The following is a 350-nucleotide window of genomic DNA, read 5'->3' as shown; positions in this document are numbered from 1 at the left end:
ACCCCTTGGATAGATGTATAGAGAGGTTCTTGTATGGGAAAGGGTTGTATATTTGGGATCTTTTGTAAGTGCTGTTGAGAGCGTTGTCGTTTTTTCAAATGCTCTAAAACAATTTGCCCTGTCTCATGAGACATTTCTGTGAGTTTTGTGACTTGTGCAAAAGAGAGGACTTTTGCTTCTTCCGTTTTTGTTTGTTTTATGAGCTCTTTGATTTGTGCGAGTGTTTCATCAGAGACTCTTTCATTTTTGAGACTATGGTTAGTTTCATTAATACGAGTTTCATTGATGCGCTCAGCTTCATCTTCATCATAGATACCCGATAAACCGAATGCATAACGAGCACACTGTAT

The 350-nt window shown here is 38.3% G+C and carries 1 pseudogene; it reads right to left on the bottom strand.

Going from position 1 to position 350, the window contains the following annotated elements:
• Window positions 1-350 (bottom strand): annotated as a pseudogene (locus ME3_RS07090) (recombinase); the annotation flags it as partial.

Source organism: Bartonella melophagi K-2C, assembly GCF_000278255.1.
Lineage (GTDB): Bacteria > Pseudomonadota > Alphaproteobacteria > Rhizobiales > Rhizobiaceae > Bartonella > Bartonella melophagi.
The sequence above is the reverse complement of the archived record's forward strand: the minus strand, read 5'-3'. Positions and strand labels throughout refer to the sequence as shown.